Consider the following 26,259-nt stretch of genomic DNA (forward strand, 5'->3'; position numbering starts at 1 on the left):
TTTATAAAACAACCAGTTTATTGTGTTGTTTGTTTACCCGCTTATTTTGTTTTAAAACAGATGTGAATGTTCAACAGGACAAATCACGGTCATAGGCGAATGTGCATAGGCTATAGCGACGAAGAAGGAGTGTGAAGGATGGGTATCGTTACAGGTGCGGAGTATTTAAAAAGAATGGCACGCCTTAAAAGCAATGTGTGGATGGAAGGCAAACGAGTTGAATGTCCTTTAACAGATGTGGAACCATTCCGATCAGTACTTAAAGCAAAAGGGAAGCTTTATGACATGGTTCATGATGAGCAATATGCCTCTACTCTTCAAGGTAAGGATCAAAAAATAAACTTTTCATACGACATTCCTCGCACAAAAGACGATCTAGTGAAGCGGAGAAAAGCAACGCAATTATGGGCGAATGAAACGTTAGGAGTGTTAGGGCGATCTCCTGATTATGTGAATACGATGATCACCGTTATGGCAGGTGCAAAGAAGTTCTTTTCTGAAGCAGACCCCCAGTTCGGGGAAAATATTGACGCGATTTATAAGCGTGCAAAGGAAGAAGATTTAACGTTTACACATACGTTTGTGAACCCTTCTATTAGCAGAAAGCCCTTTTTCCCTGATGGTCAAGGTAATGAGCAACCGATTGCGACTAAAATCATTGAAGAGACCGAAGAAGGGATTATAGTTGATGGGGCAAGATTGTTAGCGACACAAGGGGGCATGACGGATGAGCTACTTGTGATTCCTTCAGCGGCGTTTATTGATAGTGATTACTTATTTGGTTGTACCATTCCTTCCGACACAGAAGGTTTAACTTTTATTAACCGTCCTCCTTACAAAAAGGAAAGCACATTTGATTCGCCCCTTAGCTCACAGTTTGAAGAAGGTGATGCGATCGTTGTGTTTGATCATGTTCTGATCCCTTGGAACCGGGTTTTTTTATACAGAAATGAATGGTTAATGAACGATCTATTTATGAAAACAGGAATGGAATCGTTTCTGTTATATCAAGCAATCAATAGACAAATTGTCAAAACAGAGTGGTTACTCGGTATTGCTCAAGCGCTTGTAACGACGCTGGATATTGAGCGTCATCAACATATCCAAGGAAAACTTGGCGAAATGATTATTGCATTGGAGGCGATGGTAGGTTTCGTTTATTCTTCCGAAGCCCAGGCAGAGGTCAATGACTATGGCATCATGGTACCGAAATTAGAATCCCTAAAAGCGTGTGCCTCTTACTACCAAATGACTTATCCGCGCTTAATCGAAATCATTCAGCTGTTAGGAGCGAGTCATTTTATTGCGGCACCTAGTGAAAAAGATTTTGCTTCTTCTATTGCGCCGTATTTAGAGCGATTTGTAAAAGGAGAATATGTAAGCGCCTATGACAAATTTCAGCTTATTCAGCTCGCTCGGGATATGACGATGACAGAGTTCGGCACAAGGCAGTTACTTTATGAGCGTTATTTCTATGGAGATCCGGTTCGCGTACTATCCTCTTTAAACGGACTGTATAGTAAGAAAAAAGAAGAGTTACAAATGCGGATAAGCGATTTTTTTGAAAGAGAGAAGTAATTAAATGCTTCTCTCTTTTTGTACTAAAGGATGGTAGAAATCGCCATTCTTCCCTCCTGTTTTTTTAACAAGCAAGGTTTCTTCGATTATTAACCCTTTATCAATTGCTTTACACATATCATAAAAGGTTAAAGCGGCAGCACTAACCGCAGTAAGAGCCTCCATTTCAACGCCAGTGTTACTTTTGACCGTTACTGTCGCATAAATGACTAACACATAATCACTCGTTTGGTTGTCTTTCGTAAAAGAAAACTGTAAGTCCGTTCCTTGTATCGTAATAGGGTGGCACATGGGGATCCAATCGGCTGTTTTCTTTGCCGCCATAATGCCGGCTATTTGTGCAACTGCTAAAGGGTCACCTTTCTTTAGGCCTTGATTATGGATGGCGTCGTAAAGAGCGGCAGAAAGCCTTACTTTTGTACGAGCAGTTGCTGTTCTTTCGGTTTCAGCTTTTTGAGACACGTTTACCATTTTTGCTCGACCTTCCTCATTAAAATGGGAAAAGGAATTCATGTTAATCTCTCCAATCGGTTGGCCTATTAATATTTTTAAAAAAACGGACGTCATTTGGAAACGACAATCGCTTTGTGTGTCGAGCTTTGTAGAGAGCACGCATACTCGTTTGTTCAGGTAGTAAGGCTTGGATCGTTGGTAAGCAAGCTAAACGATAGATAGCGTGTAAAGGTTGTTCACGTTCATTCTGTACAGGCAATAAAATCGTCGGCTCTGGAAAGGACTCGGCATATCGTTTCATTGCTAAAATAAACGAAGCCTCTATAAAGGGAAGGTCTCCAGCTAGAACATGTCCATAGGAATACCCAAGTGACTGGATTTGTTCGAGTCCAGTACATAAGGCCGAAAGCGGTCCTAAGTGAGCTGTTTGTTCTACAATAATTGGCCCTTTGCCTTCAAAATCGTTTGCTAGTTCATCGTTTGTTACAATGAAGTAAGGCAAATTTGCTTGTTTAAAGGCTTGAATACTCTGATTCACAAGTGGTTGGTTATGGTAGTTTTCAAATAATTTTTGCTTGCCATAGCGTTTAGATTGGCCGCCAGCCAAAATCAATCCAGCACCAGTCATTTGCGAAGCTCACCTAGTAAATGAGGAAGCATAGGAAGAATAAAGGTTTCCATACCTAGCTTGACTGCGTTGGATGAACCAGGTAAAGCAAAAAGAGCTGTCTCGTTTATTGTGCCTGCAATAGCGTTGCTAAAAAGCCCTTTTACACCGATCTCTTTATAGCTTTGCTGTCGAAATTGTTCTCCAAAGCCTACTAATTCCTTATCTAAGAGTGGTTTTATGGTAGCATAAGTATAATCACGTTTACTCATACCGGTTCCGCCATTACATAGAATAACATCAATCTCGGGATCTGCTACTAATTCAAGGAGATTCGATGTTAGGAGCTGAGGATCATCGGGTATAAGTGTATAAGAACCAACTTTATGGCGATCATCAATTAATTGACGAATTAATTGCCCGCTTTTATCTTCTGCCACTGTGCGCGTATCTGAAAGTGTTACGATGGCAATAGTAGCATGAACAACGTCGTTTGAATGGTGCATCATAGGGTTATCCTTTCCTTTCCATATACATATCCAGTTAGACTAGTTAGCAATTGCTTATCTCCTATAGTAAGTGAGTAGAAAGGAGTCGTAAAGTATGAGCATGAAGATTACGGATCAATTATCGAGACCGTTGAAAGACTTACGTATATCGATTATGGATCAATGCAATTTTAGGTGTACATACTGCATGCCGAAAGAAGTATTCGGAAAAGACTATGTCTTTATGAAAGAAGAAGAATTATTATCGTTTTCAGAGATTGTCCGAACAGCAGAACAATTTGCTCGATTAGGCGTGAATAAACTTAGAATTACAGGCGGGGAGCCGCTTTTAAGAAAAAATGCATCCCTGCTCATCCGTGAACTACATGATATTCCAGGAATTGACGATATCGCGTTAACTACTAACGGGGTTCTATTGCCTAAATTCGCAATGGACTTAAAGAAAGCGGGATTAAAGCGCGTAAATGTAAGTTTAGATGCCCTAGACACAGCCGTTTTTCAAGAAATGAGCGGCCGCAAAACAAAAGCAGAGATTGTATTGCGAGGTATTGACGCTGCTCTAGAAGCTGGGTTAGGCGTAAAGGTGAATATGGTGGTCAAAAGAGGCTTAAACGAGCAGGAAGTTATTCCCATGGCTAGGTACTGTAAAGAACGAGGTGTGATGCTTCGTTTTATTGAATTTATGGATGTTGGTCAAACGAATGGATGGGATTATTCAAAAGTAGTCTCTAAAAAAGAGCTCTATGACGCTGTATCTGAGATCGGTTCATTACAGCCTATAGATCCTTATTACTTTGGTGAGGTGGCAAGTCGTTATCGTTATGAAGATTCCGATGTGCAAGTTGGCTTTATTTCGTCTGTTACAGAAACGTTTTGTGGCACGTGTACAAGAGCGCGTTTATCTGCTGACGGTAAGATATTTACTTGTTTATTTTCTGAAGAAGGCATTGATTTAAAACAGGATTTACGAGTAGGTAAAACCGATGAATTTTTATTTACTAAGATAAAAGAAGTATGGGAAAAGCGATCCGATCGCTATTCCGAACTAAGGACAGCCGAGTCTTCCAAAAATAGAAAGAAAATTGAAATGTCCTATATAGGAGGATAGCGCATGGTTGAAAGAAGAAAACCGATACCGATACATGAAGCAGTCCAACGAATAATGGCGTATCCACTGAAGGAAAAAGTAGAATCGGTCCCCATTGTGGAAAGTTATGAAAGAGTGTTAATGAAAGATCTAAGAGCGACACATCCAGTTCCGTCATTTAATCGTTCTCCTTACGACGGTTACGCCATTCGATCCATTGATACAGCAACCGCTTCAAGAGATACTCCTGCTTTTTTTACTGTTATTGGAGAGATTGGGGCAGGACAAGTATTTAAAGAAGAGGTTGGTCCAAATGAAGCTGTCCGAATTATGACCGGTGCTATGATTCCAAGTGGGTGTGACGCAGTCATCATGTTAGAACTTGTTCATGAGCGGAGCAAAACTGAAATAGAGATTGTTCGAAAAGTCGAGCAACATGATAATATTTCCTTCATCGGTGAAGATACAAAGGAACTTGATTTGATTGCGAAAGCCGGTACGGTCATTCACCCAGGTGTGGTGGCTCAACTTGCAACGTTTGGACAAGCTGAAGTTTCTGTAGCCTCTCGACCAGTGGTTGGGATACTAGCAACAGGGAGTGAGCTTTTGGAAGTAAATGAACCCCTTGAAGCAGGCAAGATTCGGAACAGTAATGCCTACATGGTTGCTGCTCAAGTTTTACGGGCAGGAGGGGTGCCACTTATGCTTGGTCAAGTACCAGATGAAATGGATGCATGTATGGAAAGGATTCATAACCATTTCAATGAAGTGGACTGTCTTATTACAACTGGAGGCGCATCTGTTGGTGATTTTGATTTGGTACCAGGTATAGTAAAACGATTAGAAGCGGAGACATTGTTTAATAAAGTCGCAATGAGACCGGGAAGCGTCACTACCGCAGCTGTTAAAGATGGCAAATTATTTTTTGGTCTTTCTGGAAACCCTGGGGCTTGTTTTGTTGGTTTTGAATTGTTTGTACGTCCGCTCTTAAGGCGTTCAATGCGAGCGCCAGCCCATTTACCGATCAGTAAAGGGAAATTAGGAGTAGATTTTCCAAAGCCGAACCCTTTTACACGGTTAGTTCGTGGTAAATTAAATGAGCAGTCAGGACAGCATATTGTGTATCCTTCCGGACTTGATAAATCTGGTTCAGTAGTGTCATTAGCAGAAGCAGATGTCCTTATTTTATTACATGGTGGTACAAGAGGGTATGAAAAAGGAGCAGATGTGGATATTTTGCTCCTTAATAGTCATACAGGAAGTGATGCTACATGGGAAACGTTCTTCAAATTGTAGGGTATAAGAATGCAGGTAAAACGACATTTATAGAATCATTGCTTGTCTATTTGCAGCGTGATTCTTATAACATAGCGACAATAAAACATCATGGTCATGGAGGAGAACCTGATGGGATGACAGACAGCCGGCGGTTTTTAGAGAAAGGAGCGACGTCTTCCTTAGTTGAAGGGGATGGCACCATCCATCTAGCCACAACTGTAGGAGATGGTTCTTTAAAACAGCTCGTACAGATGCAAGAGGTCCTTTGTCAGCCAGATCTTATTCTTATAGAGGGATGGAAGCAAGCTTCTTTTCCAAAAGTTGTCTGCTTACGTGATGATCAGGATCAAGATCTTTTATCCCTTGACTCAATTTGTTGTGTGCTTACTGCTTCTTCACTTAGAGTAGAAGCAGTACCTTACCCTCTTTTTCAACGTGATGACCCTGCTGCATTGCTGTTTATCAAAGAGTTACTGGATCGAGAGAAGGAGGTTCATTCATGTATGAACTAACAAAAGAACCAATTCAAGTACAAGCAGCCATTGATCAGGTTCTTGATAGGAATTGTGGCGCTATAACGACGTTTATTGGGACGGTCAGAGAGCTTACCCATGGGAAAAAAACAATACGGCTCGAATATCATGCTTATGAATCGATGGCAATCAAAATGTTACATAAGATAGGAAAAGAAGTGGAAGAGAGATGGCCAGGTACAACGATTGCCATTACTCATCGACTAGGTGTATTAGACATTAGTGATATCGCTATCGTGATTGCCGTTAGCTCACCTCATCGTAAAGCAGCATATGAAGGCAACGAATACGCGATAGAACGAATTAAAGAGTTAGTGCCAATCTGGAAAAAAGAGCATTGGGAGGACGGAACAGAGTGGGTTGGTGATCAATTAGAACAGCAAGCTTATCCAAAAGGAGGACCGACGCTATGATTACCGTTTTATTCTTTGCTGGTTTAGAAGAACAAATTGGTCAACAACGATTGGCATTACCATTCGCAGGTAAAGCGATTTTTCAGCTCAAGGCACATTTAGAAGAAGTGTATGAGCTTGAAAACGACACTCTTCAAGGGATGATGGTGGCTGTAAATGAAGAATTTGCAACCAATGATACGGTGCTAGTCGAACAGGATACCGTTGCATTTATCCCGCCAGTGAGTGGAGGATAAAAAAAGTAGTTGTGCATCAACTACTTTTTTTATCGAAATGTTCTTCTTGATATTCTTTTTTCGTATAACTGATAAAATAGTAAATACTTGCTACAAACACCCCTCCGCCGATAATGTTCCCTAATGATACAGGAATTAAATTGTGGAAAAAGCCATTTAATGTAACGGTTTCAGATCCACCGTGCATAAGAGCCATTCCGAGTAACGACATATTTGCTACACTATGCTCAAAACCAGCTGCGATGAAGGCAAAGATTAAAATAAAAATTAAAAATAGCTTAGCGATATCCCCTTCTGCTCGTAACGATGTCCATATGGCTAAACAGACGATCCAGTTGCACAGAATTCCTCGAAAAAACAATTCCATTATTGGTGCGTTCATTTTATCTGAAGCAAGGGACATCATGTAATCATCGGGCCCGACAGATGCGAAAATTCCTGATACTAACACGAGAAGTGATAAAGCGAGAGCACCGATAAGATTCCCAATATAACTCCAACCCCAAATAAGAAGCGTTTGCCGCCAGCTAGTGATTTTTGATAAGGAAGATACGGTGAAAATCATGTTATTTCCAGTGAAGAGTTCTGATCCAGCCCACAAAACGAGAGCAAGAGCCACACCAAATGTTGCGCCTGTCATGATGCTAACAAACGGGGAACCTGCATCATAAAGAGGTTGACCAACTGCAAACAGAACGAGCGATCCGATTCCGACATAAGCACCTGCTAGAATGGCGCCAAATAAATAACGGATCGGTGAATGCTGGAGCAACCCATACTTTTTTTTCGCCTGTGAATTTAATGTATGTAAGGTGTCTTTGTACATCGTACCCCTCCTTTTTATCTGTTACCGAATATACCCAACCTTTCAATCCGTTAAACTATGAAAACAGTCAGGTTTATTGGATATGGAATAAGGGAAAGGTGAACATAATGAATCCATTTGAAACGAATGGATTGTTTATTGTCAAAAGGGAGGGTATATAATTGGCTGAATTTTTCGAGGTTACGTTAAATGGAAAAAAGAAAACGGTTCAATCCGATTCAGTTCTACAGACTTTGAATCGTGAATCAGTAGATATTCCAAGTCTCTGTTATCATCCTAGCCTAGGGCCAATTGAAACGTGTGACACGTGTATTGTAAAAGTAAATGGCGAGTATGTGCGTTCGTGTTCAACAGAAGTGAAACCTGGTGATGTAGTGGAAACACGGACAGATGATGTGCATGAAGCACAACTTATTGCAATGGATCGGATCTTAGGCAATCACGAACTCTATTGCACAGTCTGTGATTACAATAACGGCGGTTGTGAGATACATAATGCTGTTAAAGAAATGAAAGTAACACATCAAGAGACTGAGCACAGCTCGAAACAATCTGAAGTGCAGCGCAATCAATTTTATCGTTATGATCCTGATCAATGTATCTTATGTGGTCGATGTGTAGAGGCTTGTCAAGATTTACAAGTAACAGAAACCCTTTCGATTGATTGGAATCTGGAAAGACCAAGAGTCATTTGGGATAAGGATTCACCAATTGATGAATCTTCTTGCGTGAACTGTGGTCATTGTTCGACTGTCTGTCCATGTAATGCCATGATGGAAGTAGGCATGGAAGGGGAGGCAGGATTTTTAACAGGTATTCAAGATGAGTCGATGCGACCAATGATTAATATTACAAAAAATGTTGAAACAGGTTATCAATCGCTAATGACGATTTCCGATCTAGAAGCACAAATGCGAGAATCAAGAATTAAGAAGACAAAAACCGTCTGTACATACTGTGGAGTTGGTTGCTCGTTTGATGTGTGGACAAAGGATCGCCAAATATTAAAAATAGAACCTCAAGCTGAAGCCCCAGCAAATGGAATTTCTACATGTATTAAAGGGAAATTTGGCTGGGATTTTGTTAATAGCGAAGAACGAATTACAAAACCATTAATCCGTGATGGTAAAGAATTCCGTGAAGCAGAGTGGGAAGAAGTACTTGATCTTATAGCGTCTAAATTTAATGAAACACTTAAAGCGAAAGGTCCAGACGCACTCGCCTTTATTTCTTCCTCTAAATGTACAAATGAAGAGTCCTACTTAATGCAAAAATTAGCCCGAGGAGTTATTGGCACAAATAATGTGGATAACTGTTCTCGTTACTGTCAATCGCCAGCAACAATGGGTCTTTGGCGTACAGTTGGCTATGGTGGCGATTCTGGTAGCATAGAGGATATTGCCAATGCAGAATTAATTATCTCGATTGGCTCTAATACAGCTGAATCTCACCCTGTACTAGCAACAAGAGTAAAGCGTTCGCAGAAGTTACATGGACAAAAAGTAATTGTAGCTGATATTCGAAAGCATGATTTAGCGGACCGTGCTGATTTGTTCGTTCAACCTGCCCCAGGAAGTGACCTTGTCTGGTTATCGGCTGTGACAAAATATATTGTTGATCAAGGTTGGCACGATGTCTCCTTTTTAGAGCAGCACGTGACAGATGTTGAAGACTATCTAAAAAGTTTGGACTCCTATACATTGGATTACGCAGCCGAAGTAACAAATCTCACCAAAGAAGAGCTTATTGGCGTTGCAACGTCGATCTATGAAGCCAACACAACGTCTGTTTTATGGGCAATGGGAGTAACACAACACGGTGGAGGATCTGATACAAGTACAGCCATATCGAATTTATTGCTTGTTACAGGAAATTATATGAAACCGGGTGCTGGTTCTTATCCGTTAAGAGGTCATAATAACGTTCAAGGAGCAAGTGATTTTGGAAGCATGCCTGATCGCTTTCCTGGTTATCAGTATGTAACAGATGATGATGTGCGTGCGCGCTTTGAAAAGCGTTGGGGTGTAGATTTGCCTGCTGAACCTGGCTTAAACAATCATGAAATGGTCGATGCCATGCATGAAGGAAACCTTAATGTTCTCTATTTAAAAGGAGAAGACATGGGAATTGTTGATTCCAATCTTAACTATGTACAAGCTGGGTTTGAGAAGCTTTCATTCTTTGTTGTCCAAGATATCTTTTTCACGAAAACCGCTCAATATGCTGATGTTATTTTACCAGCAAGCCCTAGTTTGGAAAAAGAAGGAACGTTCACAAATACGGAACGTCGTTTTCAACGTTTATATCAGGTACTTGAACCATTAGGTGATTCAAAACCAGATTGGGAGATTATTCAAGAGGTTGCCAATCGAATGGAAGCGAATTGGACGTATACTCATCCAAGTGAAATAATGGCCGAAGCAGCTTCGTTAACACCTCTATTCGCAGGCGTTAGCTACGAGCGTTTAGAAGGGTATAACAGTTTGCAATGGCCAGTAAAAGAAGATGGAACGGATACACCACTATTGTTCACAGATGGGTTTGCTCTTCCAGGTGGCAAGGCAAGATTATGGCCAGTAGAGTGGACGAAGCCGTTAGCGTTTGATGATGAATATGATTTGCACGTTAATAACGGTCGGTTACTTGAGCATTTCCATGAAGGCAATATGACCTATAAATCAAAAGCGATTAGTCGAAAAACCCCAAAAGAATTCCTTGAAGTGTCTCCTGAGTTAGCTCAAGAACGAGGGCTTGAGGATGGTACGAAAGTGAAGCTCACATCACCATACGGGCATGTCATTGTTCGCTGTCTTGTAACGGATCGAGTAAAAGGCAAAGAAGTTTATTTACCTATGAATACAAGTGGAGAGGGGGCAATCAACTATTTAACAAGCTCTCATTCAGATAAAGATACAGATACACCAGCGTATAAAGAAATATCCGCGAAGATGGAGATTCTTGAACCTAAAGGTGAAAGTCCTGTGCCACGCATTAATTACCGTAATGGAAATCCACAACCGCAAATGGGTGTTAACGTTGAGGCAAAATGGGCAAGACGGGATTATATTTTCCCAGGTGATTTAGTTGAAGCAAGGAGGAAGGCGAAAAATGGCTAAAGCAGCAACGGTTATTCGAAAAATGCCTGTCGATCCTAATGCAGAACGAGAAAAGGAGCTACGCGAACTAGAGAATGCTTTGCTAGAGAATAAGGATGCTTTAACAAGCGTCCTATCTCTTCTTCATAAACTTGAACAAACAGAAGCGCTCAATATTGCTCACTCTCTTTTAGATCAAAAGAACTCTTTATTACATCAACTTGTAACGAAGCTAGATGATCCCCATATTACACAAGCATTAAAAAACATGCTTGTTATTGTGCAGTCCCTTGGATCAATCAAATTAGCAGATTTAGAGCCCATGCTGTTCAAAATCAATTCTGCCCTAAATCATGTGTCTGAGTACGAACATACCCATCAGCAGAACCAATCTAGCGCTGGCTACTTGTTAAAATCATTAAAAGATCCGAAAACGTTAGACGGTATGAATACACTGTTAGCCCTTTTAAAAGGAATGGGAGAAGATCAATCAGCAAACGAAACAAACCAACCGCAAGCGGAATTGTCCACGATTGCAAATGAGTCGTATCAGCAGCCACAAATGCAAGAGTCAACTGAATCATCATCAGGAACAAAATGGTATGTGATCGCTGCCGGAGCTCTCGCCTTCGCTTTACCACTTTTATTGAAACGGAAATAGAGATGACGAATTCAAATCAAACAAAGCGGACAATTTTTCGCTTTGTAGATGGTGAAGAATCCGTTGTAGAAGACGTTGTGGCAACGGAAATACCGATTACTGTTAAGATCAATGGGGAAGAAGTGGTGACGATGATTTCTTCTCCAGATCACATTGAGGATATGGTCGTAGGGTATCTCGTCTCAGAAGGGGTTATTTTATCAGTCAGTGAACTAACCGATCTTCGATATGAAGCAAAAAGAGGGTTTGTTCATGTGACATTGAAGCAAGCGTTAAATCCGCTTCATCATCACCTACAAACAAAGCGGTATTTAACATCTTGTTGTGGCATGAGTCGTCAAAGTTTTATATTTGCAGCAGATGCCAAGACAACAAAAACAATGAAGACTCGCCATGTCGTTCTCTCGCCGACTGATTGTCTAGCGCTTATGAATGAACTTCAAGAAGGGGCGATGACATTTAAAGAAACAGGTGGTGTTCACAATGCAGCACTAGCGACGCCAAGTGGCATTGTATTAATGCGATCCGATATTGGTCGTCATAACGCACTTGATAAATTATATGGTTACTGTTTGCGTCATAAGCTTAGCCTAGAAGATAAGGTTATCATCTTTAGCGGTAGGCTATCATCTGAGATCGTCCTTAAAGTAGCAAAAATTGGATGTGAAGTGATTTTATCTAAATCAGCACCCACCAACCGAGCTCTTGAAATTGCAGAAGAGCTCGAAATTACAACAGTGGGGTTTATTCGACATCAATCCATGAACGTCTATACGGTTCCTGAACGGATAAATAGAAGCTTAGGCTAACAACCTGAGCTTCTTTTAGGTTTTACTTGAATAAATGGTTAAGTAAGAAAGGAACCATAGTGCATGCCGCTGATGATCTCTGGCTATAGATGTATAAATGTCACGTAGCTGCCGATTGTCTGATAAACGCGCCGCTTCTTCAAATAAATGCGTGTACTGCTGTTCCTGTTCAAATGCTTTTTTTAAAGCTGGTGTATAAGCATTTCGATTCAATGTGGCTTCTGTGACTTCAGGATCTTTATTCGCTTGTTTGCGATACAAGTGGAGAAGGGTCTGATAGTGTTTTTTATTATCCTCAATAATGCCTCGGATGGTATGGGCGGTGTGTTCTGTTGGGACTTTTTCATATAAGTATTCATAGTCTGTTACGGCTTGATAGGCACGTTGTATGAACTGTTGAAGGTGCTGCAGTTGGTCTGAGTTTAAAGGCTTTGGCTGGCTTATTTGAGGACCTTGAGGTGGACTGCTAGTTGTTTGCGGTGATGACTGGCGAAACGATGGCTGGGACGGCTGAGGTTGATCAAAGGACGGAGCTTTCTTTTTTTTGAACAACAAAAGAATACCTCCCTAATTTATTTGTCTTCAATAAGGTACATACTTATACTATGCAACAAAAGAAAAAATATGAAAATAACCGACTCTTACATGAGCCGGCTATTGATTTTTCTTATTTGGTTTCCTACTATAGAAACTTATCATTGAACCAACAACAATTCCCACAATAATCCCAATGGGAATACTATCAAAAATAATGCTAGCGCCGACTGCAATGAGTAATCCGATGATCATTCCGAGTGCTTCATTTGGTGGGTTTTCGTTTGATTTTTTGGACATGTTAGACCTCCGCCGTAATAACTACTAAGAGTATTGTAGCGAACGAAATGAGTTAGGTCAAAAAGTTGAAATAACAGGCTCGGGAAAGGCTTTAGCTATGCGCTTTACGAGGTTTGAATAGTAAAGAGAGGACTGAACCAAGAATAAGCAATGTGAAAACAATGGTTGGTGCAACGCTATCTAAGACACCAAACGCAATTAGCACAATACCGAGAGCTAAAAGCAACGTAACATAACTAATATAAAGTCGTTTCATAATTGTGTATCACCTCCATAATGTATTAATTTTTAAAATCCTATGAATAATTCGAAATTGGTCGATTTCCATGGGTTTAAAATCCATATTATCATGTACTTAATTTGAATGCAAGAAGAAAATTCACTTTCTTCTTGCATACATCCAAATAAAGGTTAGAAGAAACCCTGCTATTGCTAATAGTAACGTTGGTTTAAAGTAAGGTGGTAAATAAGAAAACCTTATTTCATTCTCACCTTCTTCAAGTTTGACCCCTAGAAATGCATAATTGACTTTTTCAACATCAACTGTTTGACCGTTTCTTTTCACTTCCCAGCCCTTCTCGTGGGGGACAGGTAACATCAATAGTTGGTCGTTTTCCTCGTTATTCATATCAATCTTGATATGTCTTCCATCAAGATCGATTTGCATGTCAGTTGACTCTCGTTGTTGTGCTTGAAGAATATCGTAATTCTCTGTGTACAGTGCTAGTTCTGTTAATGTGTATTCCCCTTGTGGCACTCTTAATGAAATCGTTTCACTTGCTTCAACTCTAACTGTCAGATGATTTATATCCGTTTTGTAGATTGATTTACGAGACTTTCGATCTGTTTCAAACTCATTCACCGTTAATGGGAATAGAGGAGCTGTTTCTGAGTTATTTAGCAAGTAAAAGGATAAATAATCATCAACTTCGTCGTCTTGTCGTTCCCCTACTTCAATGTCAATTCCACCTATTTCATCTGTTACTGTTAATTGACCATCATGATACGCCCCGCCAATCGCGGTGATCGATGTGTCGTCGATACGATTTTGTACCGTTGAACGAAACGCTTCGTTAGCGAGTTCTTCATCTACAATGGCACCAGTAAGCATAGCGTGTTCTTTATCTAGCACACTATATGAAGACAGTTGCTCTCTTCCATAAAGAGTGGAAGTTGTTCGTGCAAAAGGCAGCAAATGTTCATTTTCAAACAAATGGTAGCGTTCATTTTCGCTTACTTCAGTAAATCCATAGGGAACAGGGGCTGGATCTTCTTTATCAATCAGTTTATGTGAAACTTGATACAAGCTATGGAGGTTTGCACGATCACCGAAACCTGAATATCTGCTGACGCTTTCCCGATTCATATCAATCTCCAAATCAGTGTAATAAAAGAATAACAATTGACTGTTTAAAACGCTGGAATACGCACTAACACCGTTAAAGTCTTGAACAAGAGGCGTGTTATTCCGAAAATCAGCAACCCATTCAATTCTAGATAAAGGCGCATCTTCCTCAACGTGAGTAAGTAAGTCCATTTGCAATGGATGGTCGTATGCGTGACTTTGTAGGAATTCAGCTGATGTGGCTTGTAAGTCGCCTCGTTCGTATAACCATTCTTTCTGATACGCGTTTGTTAAGCCGATATGTAAGACTAACGTGATGCCTACCAGTCCATACAGTAAGGACTTTCGTCGACCATTTAATAGAAGAGCGATTATGAGAACCGTTACCATAGCCGTTCCAAAAAGTGTTAGCGCTTGGATTGAGAGAAAAGCGTTTCGATCCGTAATCAAACCACTAATGAACAAGCCTATGTAAACAGTAGCCGTTACACCAATTGCAAGTACTTTTTCTTTTTTAGGGATATGCCAAAATCTACTCAAACCAATAGCGACAGTAGCAGCTAGAGCAAAAGATCCCATATATTGAAAGCGATATTGAGGAGCAGAAAATCCGTTAAATATACTTCCAATCATAGGGCTATAATGGAAAAGAATAAATAAGCATGAGAGCAAAGAAAACAAAAGAAAAGGCTTATACCGGAATAAACTTTTACAACAGATAAATAAAATAAACAAAGCCGGAATAAGAAGGTAGCGACTTGTAAAAAAGATTTCGTCGTGAAAATCAAACCACTCGATTGACTGCTCAAATGGTGGTCTCTGATTGTTTAAAAAACCGTATACAGCTGGTACAAAAGCAAATGAGCCAATAAAAAAACCGAGCGTAGTTGCAGGAATGTATGTATACAGCTGGTGTTTAATAGAAACTTCTTCTTTAGAAAACTTAATAAAAAAGCGCAAAATCGCATAAATGCCAATGAAAATGAAATTCATATAGGCAAAATAAAAGTTATTAATAATGGAAAGGGCAACCGCAAAAATAAACCACCATGGTTTTTTCTCTCGTATAATCTTCTCTACCCCAAAAACGAGTAAAGGTAACCACAAATAGGCATCGGCAAAAAACTCCCAAAATGAGGCGTGGCGAAAATACATAACACTTGCACCATATAAAACGGCGCCAAGAAAAGCGAACGGAAAGGCAATTTTAAAGTAGCGCAGTACAAAAGTCGTAATCACAATAACAAGTGTTAATCGAAGACTATTTACAAGAACTGCGGCATTCGCCCAGAAAAGAATATCATCTGGATTCTGAACTAAATGAACCCATTCGCCAATGAAGACCACTAAAAAAGTGAGAAAAAAAACGGTACTTGTGGAAAAGTAATACGCTAGTTGACTAAAGATCCCTCCGCCAAGACCAAATTGGTGCGAGTAAAAGAAGTTGCCTTGACTGAATTGGCTATATAAAAATTGCTTAAAAGGAAGCATTTGAGCTGTACCGTCATTCGGTCCAACCATAAATTGCCCATTCACTAGTTGATACAGAAAGAACCCGTGGGCAAGAAATGCAACCCCTAAGCTTAGACTAACAAGAATGAGGACTTTTTTAAGATTCATGTGAAACTCCATCTCGTTTTAAAATTTTCGCTGTAATGACGAACGTAATAGGTACTGTTAAAAATACCGCAAGTATTGGCGCAATGACAGGAGATAACTTAACTAATTCAACGAATACAAAGACGAGACTCGTTGATACGGAAAAATTCACAACTTGCGTTAACGGAAATTGTAAGAACGTTTTTATAGATGGTTTAACGCCAAATGTAAAAAAGACATTTAAAAAATAAGAAGCGACCATTGAGAGAATAAAGGCTAGAATATGAGCAGCTAAGTAAAACAAGGAGAAAACTTGGTGAAATAACAAGAAGAGGGAATAAAATACAAGTGTATTAATCCCTCCAACAAAAGCGAAGCGCATAAATTGATTTCGGTAGATTTTCTGACAAAAATTACTGAATGCGCTCATATCGTTTTCCTTTTGTAGCATTAGATTCCTTCACTAGATAATGCGGTCTTTTTTTAGTTTCATTGTAAATTCGGCCGATATATTCGCCAATAATGCCAAGTGATAATAGTTGAATGCCCCCAAGAAATAAGACTGCTGAAATAATGGTGAAATACCCTGGGACATCGATACCTGTTCGGACGATTTGTGTGAGCATAACAAAAATGTAAGCCAGTGCAGCTAACAAGATCATTCCACCCATATAGAAACATATCCGAAGCGGCTTTAAATTAAATGAGACAATCCCGTCAATTCCGTAATTAATCAGTTTCTGTATAGACCACTTTGATTCACCATTTTGTCGACTGACATTTTCGTAATGAACGACTTTTTGATCAAAGCCAATCCATGAGAACAATCCTTTTGAAAAACGATTCCCTTCACTTAGAATCAGCAAGGCATCAACAGCTCTTCGACTTAACAAGCGAAAATCGCCAGCCCCATCTTCGAGCTGAACATCGACGACTTTGTTAATGAGTTTATAATAAACTTTTGATAGCGCCGTTTTAACGAAATTGTCTCCTTTTCGATTTCGACACGCAATCACTTGGTCGTACCCTTCTTCGTATCCATCAAGAAGCTCGTGAATCATTTCGACTGGATGCTGAAGATCAGCATCAATCACAATCACGCAATCCCCTTTTGAATGTTGAAATCCGGCTAAAATGGCTGCTTCTTTACCGAAATTTCGTGTGAATGAAATATAATTTACTTGGGGATGCCAAGTAGAGAGACGTTGGAGTAAAGAAAGAGTAGAATCAGAACTACCATCATCAATATAAATCACTTCAAAGCGATAATGGCTTTGGTCAAGCACTTCTTTTAAAGCGAAGTAAAAAGGCTCAACATTTTGTTCTTCGTTAAATGAAGGAACAACAACAGAAAGAAGTGGTTTATTCATATTAAAATCCTCCATAATGAGTAATATGGACTATTATACCCTTCGCGACTAAAAATGAATCTTACGGTTCGTTTAAAGAAATATTGTAAATTATGGTTGATTCTAAAAAAATAGGTGGCACGCTGTTGAAATAACGTAAAGTCTATAAAAATAGGGGAATTTGATGAAGTCGTCGTTATCTGCTTTGTTCGTATGTTAGAGTGACGAGGAAGTCAAATAAAACGAGGTGCTAAGCGTGAAAAAAACACCATTTGTATTGATTGCAGCGATCGCGCTAGCTGGATGTCAAGATGATCAAGCAGATCAAGGGGAAATCGATACAATCGTACAAAATGCACAAGAACAGATGGCTGAAAAAACGAGCTACCAAATGGATACGATGGTTAGTGGAGAAGAGGGACAAGAGTATGTAACAACAACGAAGATTCTGCGCGACCCGTTTACCTTTTCAATCGTGGAGCAACAAGCAGAAAGCGAGGAAGAAGGTCAACAGCCAATGACCTTTATGCATGATGGATCGTTTTATACTGAAGAGCCTATGCTAGAGGAATGGATCGAACTTTCTGCAGAAGAAAGTGGCATTTCTGGACCAGAGTCTTTTCAGCCAGCTGAAGATCAATTAACGACTTTAGCGAACCACACAGATGTGCTTAATTTAGAAGAAACAGAAGACCATTACCGTCTATCTGCCTCAGGTACAGATGATGGTGTAAAAGACCTTGCATTAGCTTTTATGGGTGAAAGCCCGGAAGAGTTAGAAGTTGACCTTCAAGACTTCAATTTTGAATTACTTATTCAGAAAGACGACTTCACACAAGAACGAAGTGAATTATCCATGGAAGGTGAAATTGCCGAGGTCGGTCAACTGATATCCGAAGAGATTGTGTACGAATTCAGTCAGTTTGATCAGCTGGAAGATGTTGATTATGATGAAGGGGCTATTGAGCAAGCGATCACTCTAGAAGAGGCACAAGAAAAAATGGAAGAAATGCAAGCAGATTTAGAACAAGAAATGGAAGAACAAGAAGAGTAATACTGTAAAAGAGTAGGGAGATTCCTTGCTCTTTTCTGTTTCATACACACTCTTATACGGTAAAATTTAACGAAAACACCTCGTTTTTTTTGAAAAATCGTTTATTTTCAAGTTATTCGGATTTATTTTAATGAGAAAGAGGCTAGAGGGAGAATAAGCAAAAAGAAGAAGAAATATGCGGGATAACTGATTTTTAACAAACTTGTGAATGTGCTATGATGGTAAACATAGTAGACTTGTTCAACGAAAAAGAGGTTGTTGGGAAATAAAAAAGCTTACCAAAACAACTTGTTTTTTGTTAAACGTTCTTAAGGGGGATTTATATTGAGAAAAGTAGGAATGTTCGGTTTATTAACTGTGGCATCTGTAGCCCTTGTTGCTTGTGGAAGTAGTGATGAGACGGATGGAAACGGTGAGGGGATTATTTCTGTTGGTGTAGCGAACGAAGAGCCTTACGGATACATCGACATTGAAAATAATGAAGTAACTGGAGCTGCTCCGGAGATTGCTCGTGCTGTCCTACAACGGATTGGTTACGACGATATCGAAGGAACTGTTAATGATTTTGGCGCTTTAATTGAAGGGGTAAACTCTGGATCCTTTGATATGGCAACTGCTGCGATGGATGTACAACCTCAGCGCTGTGAAATGGGGAATTTTGGGGATATTGAAATTCAATATGGAGAAGGAATTGTTGTTCAAACTGGAAATCCCCTTAATCTGCATAGTTATGAAGATATTGTAGCGAATCCCGATGTAACAGTAGCCGTGATGTCAGGTGCAAATCAAATCGGGATGCTTGAAGATTTAGGTATTGATTCGAGTCAGTTTATGCAGGGGTCAAGTATTGCTGACAATATCGCGGCAGTTGAAGGTGGGATGGCTGATGTTATGGTTGCCACCGATGCCACAGCAAATTCAGCTGCTCAAAACAATACTTCGGGTGGAGTGGAATTTGTTGATGATTTTGAACAACCCATTATTGACGGTGAGCCTGTGACAGCTTATGGAGCTGCGGTATTTGCAGATGATGAATTAAGAGAAGCCTACAATGAGGGATTACAAGAATTAATTGAATCAGGCGAGCTTTTAGCTATTATTGAAGAATTTGGATTTACAGAAGCGAATTTGCCTCCAGATGATCTTACGACTGAAGACCGTTGTGGGATGAATGGCTAATAGGAAATAGTACGAGGGAAGCATGGTGATGCATAACCGTTACCCATGCTTTTTTTCGTAGAAAAGAGGTGTGATGGATGTTTTCAAATTTTATGACGTTTGCTCCCTTCATTCTGCAAGGGCTAACAACAACTGTTATGGTGTTTCTTTATGGTGCGCTCATTGCTTATTCTATTGCCATTGTTGCAGGGTTAATGAGGACGTCTCAATATGCCACCATTCGTACGGTAGCTGCTGTCTTTGTTGAGCTGTTTCGAGGTACGTCGCTACTCGTGCAAATGTTTTTTTTGTATTATGCGTTACCCCAACTGATTGATGGAATCTCAATGAGCTTAATGCTAGCCGGTTCATTAGCGGTAGGGTTAAATTACGGAGCTTATGCTTCTGAAGTGGTAAGAAGCGCAATAAACTCGATACATATTGGTCAAACTGAAGCGGCTATCTCCCTTAATATGTCGCGTTTTCAACGTTTGCGCCTTGTTATATTGCCTCAGGCCTTTCGCTTAATGTTACCTGGCTTTGGCAATAATGCAATTGAATTGTTAAAAGGGACTTCTCTCGTTTATTTTATTGGACTTGCCGATCTAACCTTTAATGCAAACGTGTTGAGAGGTAGCAACACGGCTATTAGTAGCCAAGTAGAAATTTATACGTATTTATTAGTTGCTTATTTCTTACTTGCGTTGCCGCTTATTATACTCGCTCGGTATTTAGAAAAACGTGCCTCTAAAGGGGTGACACTTTCATGAGTGATGTATGGGATTGGGCTTTTGCGTGGGAAATATTTCCTGAGATCTTATCAGCCATTACCGTCACGATTTCTGTGACCGTTCTTGCATACTTTTTGTCGTTAACAGTGGGCTTAGTATTTGCTTTACTAAGGCGCTCGACGTTTAAACCGTTAGCGTTAATGATTGCTGGCATCATTGAATTTATTCGCGCCACGCCGCCTCTTGTTCAATTATTTTTTGTGTTCTATACAACTCCTTTAACTGGTTTTCAAACTGGTGTCCTTGTTCTCGGCATCCACTATGCTACATATGTTTCAGAAATTTATCGATCTGGCATTAACGCTGTGCCGAACAGTCAATGGGAAGCAGGAAAAGCGCTTAATTTTTCAAAGGCGCAAATGTGGAAGAAAATCATTCTCCCTCAAGCTGTGCCTCCAGTCATTCCGATGCTAGGGAATTATTTAATCGTCTTGTTTAAAGAGACCCCTTTATTATTAGGTGTATTTGTGATGGAGATGATGTCAACAGCTCGTGCAATCGGTTCTCAAACGTATAGCTTTGTGGAGCCAATAACCATTGTTGGTTTTTTATTTCTTATTTTAAGTTATCCATCTGCTTTGTTTATTCGGTACTTGGAGCGGAAGGTAGGCAAGTTACATGGGAATCATAAAGTAGACACAAGGGGGATGAAAACGTGAGTTCAGATGAACAAACAAATCATGATATTATTGTGCGTTACCGAAACATAAAAAAAGCATTTGGTGATACTGTTGTCTTAAATGAACTGAATATTGATGTGAAAAAAGGAGAAAAAATTGCTTTAATTGGTCCTTCAGGCTCTGGGAAAACAACGATTATTCGAATGTTGATGACACTTGAGCAACCGACAGAAGGTACGATTGAAGTAGATGGTGAAATGCTTTGGCATAAAGAGGTTGATGGAAAACTAATTCCTGCAGATGAAAAGCATTTGCGTAGAGTAAGAGGCAATATTGGAATGGTCTTTCAACAGTACAATCTATTTCCTCATATGACGATTATGAGAAACTGCACAGAGGCGCCCATTCATGTGCTAGGGTTGAGTAAGGAGGAAGCACAAGCTAGAGCACGAGAAATGTTAATGAAAGTAGGGCTTGAAGATAAAATAGACATGTATCCCTCCCAGCTATCTGGTGGTCAACAGCAGCGTGTGGCCATCGCTCGTTCACTTGTAATGCAGCCAAAGGTTTTGTTATTTGATGAGGTAACAGCTGCCCTCGACCCCGAACTTGTAGGGGAAGTATTAGAAGTCATCCGTGATATTGCAGCTGAAGGAGAAACAACAATGATGCTCATTACCCATGAGATGGATTTCGCACTTGATGTAGCAGATAGGGTATTCTTTTTAGATGCAGGAAGGATAGCTGAACAAGGTACACCTTATGAAGTCATTCAAAATCCACAAACCGAACGGTTAAAATCGTTTTTAGGTCGTTTCCATTCGTAAGCTTAGCGCCATTTCTATAGGTAAGTGGTCGGTACAATTTTCTAATTGAAAATGAGAATCATTCCTTGCTTTCGATTCAAGCATTCGCTACACTAAACGTATAATGCTAGATATAAAGGATGGTTAATACATGATGACGAATCGCCTAACAACTATTGATTCTATTATAAAAGGTAGACGTTCCATTAAAAAATTTAAATCTGATGCTGTATCAATAGATGAAATCGTTTCACTGCTAGAAGTGGCAAAATGGGCACCAAATCACAAATTAACAGAGCCATGGCGGTTTATTTTATTTGCTGAAGAAGGCAAAGAAGCGTTCATAGACGCTTATAAAAAATCACAATTGGGTGCGGATCAAACTTTACCTGAAAAAGCGAAAAAGAAAGCAGCTTATTTCAACCAAATTCCGCTTCATCTCGTTGTTGTCATGCCTGAGCATCCACGTCAAAAAACATGGGATGAAGATTACGGAGCTGTAAGTGCCATGATACAAAACTTTCAATTAGCAGCATGGGCTAGAGGAATTGGCATGATTTGGAGAACAAATGATTGGATTTATGACCCTGTATTTCGAGAAGCAATTGGAGTGGAAAGTGGTGAAAAAATTATTGGGACGTTGATGATAGGGTATGCGGATTTTGTACCGGAAGCAAAAGAGCGTACCAGTATCAAAGATAAACTAACAATTGTAACGACACATTAAGCAATGATAAAAAGCACGCGAGGTAGGACATGATAGACGAGACAAGATGCGCTCGGAATGATCTGTCTGCCTAGCGTGTTTTTTACGTACTCTTTAAGTTTATCAAATTGAAACGGTTCAAACCGGATTTGGAGTATGGTAAAGTGAATGTAATGAAAAGGAAATTGAAATGTAAAAAAGGGGAATGAATGGATTGAAGAAAGCAGCCGTATTTAGCACTTTTTCAATTATTAGCATATTTTTAGCAGCATGTTCAACAGAAACGCCAGAAGATTCCGTTCAGTCATTTGTCGACCATTGGGAGAATCGTGATTACGCTTCTATGTATCAGATGGTAACAAGCGATGTTCAAGAATCTATATCGGAAGAGGATTTTGTAGCGCGTTATGAAAATATTTATGATGGACTAATAAATGACTTTACTATAGAAGCGACTGTTCCTGAGGAGTTTACAGGAGAAAATGAAGAACAAATTCCTGTGAACGTTTCTATGACCACAGTTGCTGGCGAGTACGAGTTTGAAGAGCAGCTTTCTTTTGTTTGGGATGAACAAGAAGATGAGCCTAATTGGAAACTAGAGTGGGGTTCTCAACTCATCTTTCCTAATTTGAGCGATGAAGATTCAGTTAGGTACAACCCTTCGAAACAGAAACGTGGAGAAATCTTTGATCATGAGGGGCAAGGCTTAGCAATCAATGGTGAAGTCATTGATTTAGCGGTTGTACCGAATCGTTTTGAAGAGGAAGAGTCTGAAATAGCAGAAATTGCAGATCGATTAGGACGTTCAGAGGAGTCAATTGAGCAAGCGTTGAGTCAAAGCTGGGTGGAAGAAGGTAGTCTTGTCTTAATTGGTCAAATGCCAGCCTCTGAATTGGATGCAATTGAAGCGTTATATGAGGACGTGCCTGGATTCACGTATCAAATGAGTGAAGGACGGGTCTATCCTTTCGGTGAAGCAGCAGCGCACCTGATAGGCTACATACGTCCTATTACAGCAGAACAGCTTGAAGAGCGAAGAGAGGAAGGATACACAGAACAATCTCTCGTAGGGCAAACAGGTTTAGAACTAATAAAGGAAGAACAGCTACGCGGTACTCCTGGTGGCGAAATCGTTATCATTGATCCTGATGGTGAACGAAAAGAAACGATAGCGGAACAGGAAGCGGAAGACGGTGAAAATGTTTATCTAACAATACGAATGGATGTACAAGAAGAACTAATGAATGAATTAGACGGGGAGCCGGGTACTGCTGTTGCCCTTGATTCTGAAACAGGAGAAACGCTAGCGTTAGTAAGTTCACCTAGTTATGATCCAAACCAAATGTCTTTAGGTTTGCCTAGTGCTCAGCGTGAGGAGCTGGAAGAAAACGAAGACCAGCCATTGTTGAACCGGTTTTCAAATCGTTTTTCACCTGGTTCTACAATGAAAGCTATTACTGCCGCAATTGGTGTAGATTCAGGTACGTTAGATCCGAATGAAACGGTTGATGAACTTGGACACGAATGGCAGCCAGAAGATTCAGATTGGGGCGGTTATCACGTTCGACGTGTGACAGATCCAAATGGAGCAGTCGACTTATTTGATGCAATGGCGTACTCAGATAATATTTATTTTGCCCAAGCGGCGCTTGCAATAGGCGAGGAGGAACTACTAGCTGGAGCAGAGGCGTTTGGGTTTAACGAAACGTTTGCATTTACCTATTCTCTTCAACAATCACTGCTTACAGGAGAGGAAGGGTTTAAATCAGAGATTCAGCTTGCCGATACGGGTTATGGCCAAGGAGAAATCTTAACAAACCCTGTTCATCTGGCGGCGATGTTTACAACATTCATACATGAAGGTCAACTCATTCAGCCTATCTTGGAGCAAGGAGAAGAGAATGGACAAGTAATGGTAGAGCCTGTATCGGCTGAGGCTGCGACATTGGTGGATGAAGCATTGAAGTATGTTGTATCTAGCAGCAATGGAACAGCGCATTCTTTGGAGCGAGACGATTATGCCATTGCGGCAAAAACAGGAACAGCTGAGGTAGGTGAAGATACACTCGGTTGGGTAGTGAGTTATGAGAGTGATGAATCAAATTTACTGTTAGCGATCATGCAAGAGGGAGTTGGAAGCGGTGAGGTGCTTCCAATAGTTGATCACATGTATAACACGTTTCTTGACTAAAATTTTCATTTTGCTCAGCACATGCCTGGTTGTCTCCGCATAGTATACCTCATAACTGGCTAGGAGGTTTCATGCACATGCATCCACCATATAGATATACGAGGCAAACGCCTCAGGATTTTCGCAGACCCTATGGATACGGTGGCTATGGTAGAAGGCCCTTTTATGGAGGGGGAAATGCACTGTTAGGTGGTTTTGTTGGTGGTTTAGGGGGAGCACTTGTTGCACCTTATCTTTTTGGCGGCGGACCAGGATATGGGTATGGTTACGGCGGTTATCCACCTTATGGGTATCCACCGTATGGAGGAGGATACTATTACTAAAAAAAACATCAGCACATGTGCTGATGTCTTTTTTTAGCAAGGTTTACCACCTGGACCTGGGCCATAACCACCAGCACCAAAGCCGCCACCCCAGAAGCCAGCCCCACCAATGATGATGATAAGGATGAATAGTACGACGACAATGCCAATAGCCCAGCCGCCACCGTACCCACCACCGTATCCAGGTCCGTAACCGCCTGGACCAGGACCGTAACCATATCCTCCACAAGGTGGTGGAGGACAACAAGGATTTCCGTAACCAGCTTGATAATAGCTCATATTAAGCACCACCTTTCTTGGTTAGTACACAATATGGCTGTACACTTAAAAAGGTGAACGTGGATTGGAATTTGGGCGATCCGTTAAAACGTGAATGGAAAATGAAAGCTCATAGGGATTTTTTGGAATTCTTCATCTTCAAGTAAATGCTCGTCTGTAAATGGCGAGTACGTACGAATCGCTACTGAAGACGTAGCAGGGTGGAACGTTAAGATTCTCATAAATCCGTTACCCCCTTTATCATAGCTTTGATAATCGGATAATAGTTGAACAACCATTCGTTCGTTTATACCATCACCATCTTGATCTAATCGGTCAAATCGTTGTGCATGTCCATGGTAATGTCCGCTAAGGACAAGCTGGACATTTTCATTAGGAATGACAAGTTTTTTAAAGAGTGTTTCTCCATCTTTCGAGCGTTGGCCATCCACTTGTAAGTATCGGTGTGTCGCTAGGATGACTGCGTGATCAGGGTGCTTCTGTAACACATCATCCGCCCAGGAAATAGTCTGCTGATTCCAACCAAATCCAATATATAAAATAAGAATTTTATGCCGATTTACTTCTACTATATCGTAATGAGCTTCATTGTTTTTATACGATTCTTTAAAAGCTTTCATGGATTTAAATCGTTCTTCACCAAAATAGGTTTTGAACATCTTATAATTGCGATCATTATGCCCGATATCATGGTTGCCAGCTAGCACTCCGTAAGGCATATTTGCTTGATCTAGTTTCTTCATGGCAACATCAGCCTGTATCCATTCAAACTCATTGTTCATTCGATCAATAATATCCCCAGTATGTATAACATACTTAAGATTCTCTTCTTTTGAATTCTCAACAATCCAAGATGTCATTTGATCATAGATATAAGGGTACTTTTGTGAGTAGTATTGTGTATCAGACATCCATACAAAGGAAAAAGGGCGATCATTTTTGGCATCAACGGGGTGAGACGATTGAATGAAAAGCCCAATAAGTAGCATAACAAAGGATAAGATAACAATCGTTTTCTTTAAGTGAACCATTCTGTAACCACTCCCTCTCTTTTTTCAGTAGTGTGTCTGAAAAGAAAAGGAATTATAACGAATTCTGTAAGAAAAAACTGTCTAGGTT

Annotated in this window: 29 protein-coding genes; 17 read left to right on the top strand and 12 right to left on the bottom strand. The window is 40.3% G+C overall.

Features of this window, described 5'->3' with window-relative positions; all coding sequences use genetic code 11:
• Positions 1–138: 138 nt before the first annotated feature.
• Positions 139–1,578: a 4-hydroxyphenylacetate 3-hydroxylase family protein gene (locus tag BK583_RS04915; protein WP_038482910.1), complete on the top strand. Its 1,440-nt coding sequence runs from the start codon at positions 139–141 to the stop codon at positions 1,576–1,578.
• On the opposite strand, the gene moaC is transcribed toward BK583_RS04915, so the two are convergent.
• Genes moaC through BK583_RS04930 form a run of 3 tightly spaced genes read right to left on the bottom strand, consistent with a single transcriptional unit; the run spans position 1,579 to position 3,147 of the window.
• Positions 1,579–2,091 carry a cyclic pyranopterin monophosphate synthase MoaC gene (gene moaC, locus BK583_RS04920; RefSeq protein ID WP_038482907.1) on the bottom strand — a complete coding sequence of 171 codons (513 nt, stop codon included), beginning with the start codon at positions 2,089–2,091 and terminating at the stop codon, positions 1,579–1,581.
• A gap of 1 nt (position 2,092) precedes the next feature.
• Positions 2,093–2,659, bottom strand: a complete 567-nt coding sequence (locus tag BK583_RS04925; protein WP_055736501.1) for a molybdenum cofactor guanylyltransferase — start codon at positions 2,657–2,659, stop codon at positions 2,093–2,095.
• Positions 2,656–3,147, bottom strand: a complete 492-nt coding sequence (locus tag BK583_RS04930; RefSeq protein WP_236702405.1) for a MogA/MoaB family molybdenum cofactor biosynthesis protein — start codon at positions 3,145–3,147, stop codon at positions 2,656–2,658. The genes BK583_RS04925 and BK583_RS04930 overlap by 4 nt, the downstream gene beginning before the upstream one ends.
• A gap of 94 nt (positions 3,148–3,241) precedes the next feature.
• Here BK583_RS04930 and moaA point away from each other — a divergent pair, with 94 nt between their 5' ends.
• The 5 genes from moaA to moaD are packed head-to-tail and all read left to right on the top strand — an operon-like array spanning position 3,242 to position 6,694.
• Positions 3,242–4,255, top strand: coding sequence for a GTP 3',8-cyclase MoaA (moaA, locus tag BK583_RS04935; protein WP_055736500.1), 1,014 nt, complete (start codon positions 3,242–3,244; stop codon positions 4,253–4,255).
• 3 nt (positions 4,256–4,258) lie between these two features.
• Positions 4,259–5,530 carry a molybdopterin molybdotransferase MoeA gene (locus BK583_RS04940; RefSeq protein WP_055736499.1) on the top strand — a complete coding sequence of 424 codons (1,272 nt, stop codon included), beginning with the start codon at positions 4,259–4,261 and terminating at the stop codon, positions 5,528–5,530.
• A complete protein-coding gene (gene mobB, locus BK583_RS04945) occupies positions 5,506–6,024 on the top strand; it encodes a molybdopterin-guanine dinucleotide biosynthesis protein B (protein ID WP_055736498.1) in 519 nt (172 codons plus the stop codon). Before BK583_RS04940 ends, mobB begins: the two co-directional genes overlap by 25 nt.
• Positions 6,012–6,458, top strand: a complete 447-nt coding sequence (locus BK583_RS04950; RefSeq protein ID WP_038482890.1) for a molybdenum cofactor biosynthesis protein MoaE — start codon at positions 6,012–6,014, stop codon at positions 6,456–6,458. Before mobB ends, BK583_RS04950 begins: the two co-directional genes overlap by 13 nt.
• Complete coding sequence (moaD, locus tag BK583_RS04955) at positions 6,455–6,694, top strand: molybdopterin converting factor subunit 1 (RefSeq protein WP_055736497.1); 240 nt, start codon at positions 6,455–6,457, stop codon at positions 6,692–6,694. Before BK583_RS04950 ends, moaD begins: the two co-directional genes overlap by 4 nt.
• Before the next feature lie 16 nt (positions 6,695–6,710).
• On the opposite strand, the gene BK583_RS04960 is transcribed toward moaD, so the two are convergent.
• Positions 6,711–7,520 carry a formate/nitrite transporter family protein gene (locus BK583_RS04960; RefSeq protein ID WP_055736496.1) on the bottom strand — a complete coding sequence of 270 codons (810 nt, stop codon included), beginning with the start codon at positions 7,518–7,520 and terminating at the stop codon, positions 6,711–6,713.
• A 161-nt stretch (positions 7,521–7,681) separates the two neighbouring features.
• Here BK583_RS04960 and fdhF point away from each other — a divergent pair, with 161 nt between their 5' ends.
• Genes fdhF through fdhD form a run of 3 tightly spaced genes read left to right on the top strand, consistent with a single transcriptional unit; the run spans position 7,682 to position 12,085 of the window.
• Positions 7,682–10,636: a formate dehydrogenase subunit alpha gene (gene fdhF / locus BK583_RS04965; protein WP_055736495.1), complete on the top strand. Its 2,955-nt coding sequence runs from the start codon at positions 7,682–7,684 to the stop codon at positions 10,634–10,636.
• Positions 10,629–11,276 (top strand): helical membrane plugin domain-containing protein, encoded by a 648-nt coding sequence (locus BK583_RS04970; RefSeq protein WP_055736494.1) that lies wholly within the window; start codon positions 10,629–10,631, stop codon positions 11,274–11,276. Before fdhF ends, BK583_RS04970 begins: the two co-directional genes overlap by 8 nt.
• 2 nt (positions 11,277–11,278) lie before the next feature.
• Positions 11,279–12,085, top strand: coding sequence for a formate dehydrogenase accessory sulfurtransferase FdhD (fdhD, locus tag BK583_RS04975; RefSeq protein WP_055736493.1), 807 nt, complete (start codon positions 11,279–11,281; stop codon positions 12,083–12,085).
• A 15-nt stretch (positions 12,086–12,100) separates the two neighbouring features.
• Here the strand turns inward: fdhD and BK583_RS04980 are convergent, their stop codons facing one another.
• From BK583_RS04980 to BK583_RS05000, 6 genes are all read right to left on the bottom strand, one after another.
• Positions 12,101–12,640 carry a ferritin-like domain-containing protein gene (locus BK583_RS04980; RefSeq protein WP_038482873.1) on the bottom strand — a complete coding sequence of 180 codons (540 nt, stop codon included), beginning with the start codon at positions 12,638–12,640 and terminating at the stop codon, positions 12,101–12,103.
• A gap of 99 nt (positions 12,641–12,739) precedes the next feature.
• Positions 12,740–12,919 (bottom strand): hypothetical protein, encoded by a 180-nt coding sequence (locus tag BK583_RS04985; RefSeq protein WP_038482870.1) that lies wholly within the window; start codon positions 12,917–12,919, stop codon positions 12,740–12,742.
• Between the two features lie 91 nt (positions 12,920–13,010).
• Positions 13,011–13,175 (bottom strand): hypothetical protein, encoded by a 165-nt coding sequence (locus BK583_RS20645; protein WP_158318542.1) that lies wholly within the window; start codon positions 13,173–13,175, stop codon positions 13,011–13,013.
• Between the two features lie 123 nt (positions 13,176–13,298).
• Positions 13,299–15,884 (bottom strand): YfhO family protein, encoded by a 2,586-nt coding sequence (locus tag BK583_RS04990; RefSeq protein WP_055736492.1) that lies wholly within the window; start codon positions 15,882–15,884, stop codon positions 13,299–13,301.
• Positions 15,874–16,314 (bottom strand): GtrA family protein, encoded by a 441-nt coding sequence (locus BK583_RS04995; RefSeq protein WP_078440049.1) that lies wholly within the window; start codon positions 16,312–16,314, stop codon positions 15,874–15,876. Before BK583_RS04995 ends, BK583_RS04990 begins: the two co-directional genes overlap by 11 nt.
• Entirely contained in the window at positions 16,277–17,233 is a 957-nt protein-coding gene (locus BK583_RS05000; RefSeq protein WP_038482863.1) for a glycosyltransferase family 2 protein, read from the bottom strand. Before BK583_RS05000 ends, BK583_RS04995 begins: the two co-directional genes overlap by 38 nt.
• A gap of 235 nt (positions 17,234–17,468) precedes the next feature.
• Between BK583_RS05000 and BK583_RS05005 the strand changes: the two genes are divergently transcribed.
• The 8 genes from BK583_RS05005 to BK583_RS05040 all read left to right on the top strand — a co-directional run bounded on the left by BK583_RS05005 (position 17,469) and on the right by BK583_RS05040 (position 24,861).
• Entirely contained in the window at positions 17,469–18,266 is a 798-nt protein-coding gene (locus BK583_RS05005; protein WP_055736491.1) for a DUF6612 family protein, read from the top strand.
• Between the two features lie 324 nt (positions 18,267–18,590).
• On the top strand, positions 18,591–19,445 hold the full coding sequence (gene ehuB / locus BK583_RS05010) for an ectoine/hydroxyectoine ABC transporter substrate-binding protein EhuB (protein ID WP_038482857.1): 855 nt from the start codon (positions 18,591–18,593) through the stop codon (positions 19,443–19,445).
• A gap of 77 nt (positions 19,446–19,522) precedes the next feature.
• Complete coding sequence (gene ehuC / locus BK583_RS05015; protein ID WP_038482854.1) at positions 19,523–20,194, top strand: ectoine/hydroxyectoine ABC transporter permease subunit EhuC; 672 nt, start codon at positions 19,523–19,525, stop codon at positions 20,192–20,194.
• Positions 20,191–20,874 (top strand): ectoine/hydroxyectoine ABC transporter permease subunit EhuD, encoded by a 684-nt coding sequence (ehuD, locus tag BK583_RS05020; protein ID WP_055736490.1) that lies wholly within the window; start codon positions 20,191–20,193, stop codon positions 20,872–20,874. Before ehuC ends, ehuD begins: the two co-directional genes overlap by 4 nt.
• The gene (ehuA, locus tag BK583_RS05025; protein WP_038482848.1) at positions 20,871–21,662 is read left to right on the top strand and encodes an ectoine/hydroxyectoine ABC transporter ATP-binding protein EhuA; all 792 of its coding nucleotides are present in this window, start codon (positions 20,871–20,873) and stop codon (positions 21,660–21,662) included. The genes ehuD and ehuA overlap by 4 nt, the downstream gene beginning before the upstream one ends.
• 130 nt (positions 21,663–21,792) lie before the next feature.
• Positions 21,793–22,368, top strand: coding sequence for a nitroreductase family protein (locus BK583_RS05030; RefSeq protein ID WP_055736489.1), 576 nt, complete (start codon positions 21,793–21,795; stop codon positions 22,366–22,368).
• Between the two features lie 193 nt (positions 22,369–22,561).
• Positions 22,562–24,538, top strand: a complete 1,977-nt coding sequence (locus tag BK583_RS05035; RefSeq protein ID WP_055736488.1) for a penicillin-binding transpeptidase domain-containing protein — start codon at positions 22,562–22,564, stop codon at positions 24,536–24,538.
• A gap of 71 nt (positions 24,539–24,609) precedes the next feature.
• A complete protein-coding gene (locus tag BK583_RS05040; protein WP_236702404.1) occupies positions 24,610–24,861 on the top strand; it encodes a hypothetical protein in 252 nt (83 codons plus the stop codon).
• Between the two features lie 33 nt (positions 24,862–24,894).
• On the opposite strand, the gene BK583_RS05045 is transcribed toward BK583_RS05040, so the two are convergent.
• Together BK583_RS05045 and BK583_RS05050 are read right to left on the bottom strand one after the other, a co-directional pair.
• Positions 24,895–25,140, bottom strand: coding sequence for a hypothetical protein (locus tag BK583_RS05045; protein WP_051667612.1), 246 nt, complete (start codon positions 25,138–25,140; stop codon positions 24,895–24,897).
• A gap of 83 nt (positions 25,141–25,223) precedes the next feature.
• Entirely contained in the window at positions 25,224–26,171 is a 948-nt protein-coding gene (locus BK583_RS05050) for a metallophosphoesterase (protein WP_055736486.1), read from the bottom strand.
• Between the last annotated feature and the right edge of the window lie 88 nt (positions 26,172–26,259).

Source organism: Shouchella oshimensis (assembly GCF_002019765.1).
Taxonomy (GTDB): domain Bacteria; phylum Bacillota; class Bacilli; order Bacillales; family Bacillaceae_D; genus Shouchella; species Shouchella oshimensis.

What these genes read in the sequence shown, in the direction of transcription:
- BK583_RS04915 (WP_038482910.1), top strand. Translation starts at nt 139, where the DNA reads ATGGGTATCGTTACAGGTGCGGAGTATTTAAAAAGAATGGCACGCCTT.
- moaC (WP_038482907.1), bottom strand. Translation starts at nt 2,091, where the DNA reads ATGAATTCCTTTTCCCATTTTAATGAGGAAGGTCGAGCAAAAATGGTA.
- moaA (WP_055736500.1), top strand. Translation starts at nt 3,242, where the DNA reads ATGAGCATGAAGATTACGGATCAATTATCGAGACCGTTGAAAGACTTA.
- BK583_RS05050 (WP_055736486.1), bottom strand. Translation starts at nt 26,171, where the DNA reads ATGGTTCACTTAAAGAAAACGATTGTTATCTTATCCTTTGTTATGCTA.
- BK583_RS04990 (WP_055736492.1), bottom strand. Translation starts at nt 15,884, where the DNA reads ATGAATCTTAAAAAAGTCCTCATTCTTGTTAGTCTAAGCTTAGGGGTT.
- BK583_RS05030 (WP_055736489.1), top strand. Translation starts at nt 21,793, where the DNA reads ATGATGACGAATCGCCTAACAACTATTGATTCTATTATAAAAGGTAGA.
- moaD (WP_055736497.1), top strand. Translation starts at nt 6,455, where the DNA reads ATGATTACCGTTTTATTCTTTGCTGGTTTAGAAGAACAAATTGGTCAA.
- BK583_RS05045 (WP_051667612.1), bottom strand. Translation starts at nt 25,140, where the DNA reads ATGAGCTATTATCAAGCTGGTTACGGAAATCCTTGTTGTCCTCCACCA.
- BK583_RS04985 (WP_038482870.1), bottom strand. Translation starts at nt 12,919, where the DNA reads ATGTCCAAAAAATCAAACGAAAACCCACCAAATGAAGCACTCGGAATG.
- BK583_RS04940 (WP_055736499.1), top strand. Translation starts at nt 4,259, where the DNA reads ATGGTTGAAAGAAGAAAACCGATACCGATACATGAAGCAGTCCAACGA.
- BK583_RS04950 (WP_038482890.1), top strand. Translation starts at nt 6,012, where the DNA reads ATGTATGAACTAACAAAAGAACCAATTCAAGTACAAGCAGCCATTGAT.
- BK583_RS04960 (WP_055736496.1), bottom strand. Translation starts at nt 7,520, where the DNA reads ATGTACAAAGACACCTTACATACATTAAATTCACAGGCGAAAAAAAAG.
- mobB (WP_055736498.1), top strand. Translation starts at nt 5,506, where the DNA reads ATGGGAAACGTTCTTCAAATTGTAGGGTATAAGAATGCAGGTAAAACG.
- BK583_RS04970 (WP_055736494.1), top strand. Translation starts at nt 10,629, where the DNA reads ATGGCTAAAGCAGCAACGGTTATTCGAAAAATGCCTGTCGATCCTAAT.
- ehuC (WP_038482854.1), top strand. Translation starts at nt 19,523, where the DNA reads ATGTTTTCAAATTTTATGACGTTTGCTCCCTTCATTCTGCAAGGGCTA.
- fdhD (WP_055736493.1), top strand. Translation starts at nt 11,279, where the DNA reads ATGACGAATTCAAATCAAACAAAGCGGACAATTTTTCGCTTTGTAGAT.
- BK583_RS04995 (WP_078440049.1), bottom strand. Translation starts at nt 16,314, where the DNA reads ATGCTACAAAAGGAAAACGATATGAGCGCATTCAGTAATTTTTGTCAG.
- BK583_RS05040 (WP_236702404.1), top strand. Translation starts at nt 24,610, where the DNA reads ATGCACATGCATCCACCATATAGATATACGAGGCAAACGCCTCAGGAT.
- BK583_RS04925 (WP_055736501.1), bottom strand. Translation starts at nt 2,659, where the DNA reads ATGACTGGTGCTGGATTGATTTTGGCTGGCGGCCAATCTAAACGCTAT.
- BK583_RS04930 (WP_236702405.1), bottom strand. Translation starts at nt 3,147, where the DNA reads ATGATGCACCATTCAAACGACGTTGTTCATGCTACTATTGCCATCGTA.
- ehuD (WP_055736490.1), top strand. Translation starts at nt 20,191, where the DNA reads ATGAGTGATGTATGGGATTGGGCTTTTGCGTGGGAAATATTTCCTGAG.
- BK583_RS05000 (WP_038482863.1), bottom strand. Translation starts at nt 17,233, where the DNA reads ATGAATAAACCACTTCTTTCTGTTGTTGTTCCTTCATTTAACGAAGAA.
- BK583_RS20645 (WP_158318542.1), bottom strand. Translation starts at nt 13,175, where the DNA reads ATGAAACGACTTTATATTAGTTATGTTACGTTGCTTTTAGCTCTCGGT.